General features: G+C 49.1%; 1 protein-coding gene. It reads right to left on the bottom strand.

What is annotated here, in order from left to right:
* Positions 1 to 544 (bottom strand): efflux RND transporter permease subunit (locus tag A3761_RS04820; protein ID WP_197472825.1); only part of this gene is annotated, 544 nt, incomplete at both ends.

Genomic DNA, 544 nt, shown 5'->3' with positions numbered 1-544 from the left:
CGGCAATGGCTCCGATTGCGCCAAAAGGAATCACCGCCATGACGACCACCGGCTGCAAGTAAGACTTAAATGGGATCGCCAATAAGCTATAAATTATAAACAGCACAAATAAGACGCCCCATTTCAAGCTCCCGAAAGACTGGCGCTGCTCTTTCGCTTCACCTTCCATACTGTAGCTCACACCCGGAAACTGCCCAAGCTGCCGGTCAATATAATCTCGTAGCTCCTGTTGCAACACCAACATATTGGTTGCTTGTTTGTCGACATCAGCCCGAACGCTAATAGTACGCTTCAGATTCAAACGACTAATAACAGCCGGCGTTGACTCTGCTCGTAAGCTCGCGACTTGAGAGAGCGGCACAGCACTTCCCTGGGCATTACGAATCAAGAATTCTTCCAGTGAACGAATAGACTGCCGATCACTCTTCGGATAACGCACCACAACCCTGATATCATCACGACCACGCTGAATTCTTTGCACCTCGTAGCCATAAAAGGCTTCACGCACCTGAGACATAATATCCTGACGTGTCAGGCCTAATAC

The organism is Oleiphilus sp. HI0123, from assembly GCF_001635315.1.
Note: the sequence above shows the minus strand (reverse complement) of the source record. Positions and strands in the feature narration are given on the sequence as shown.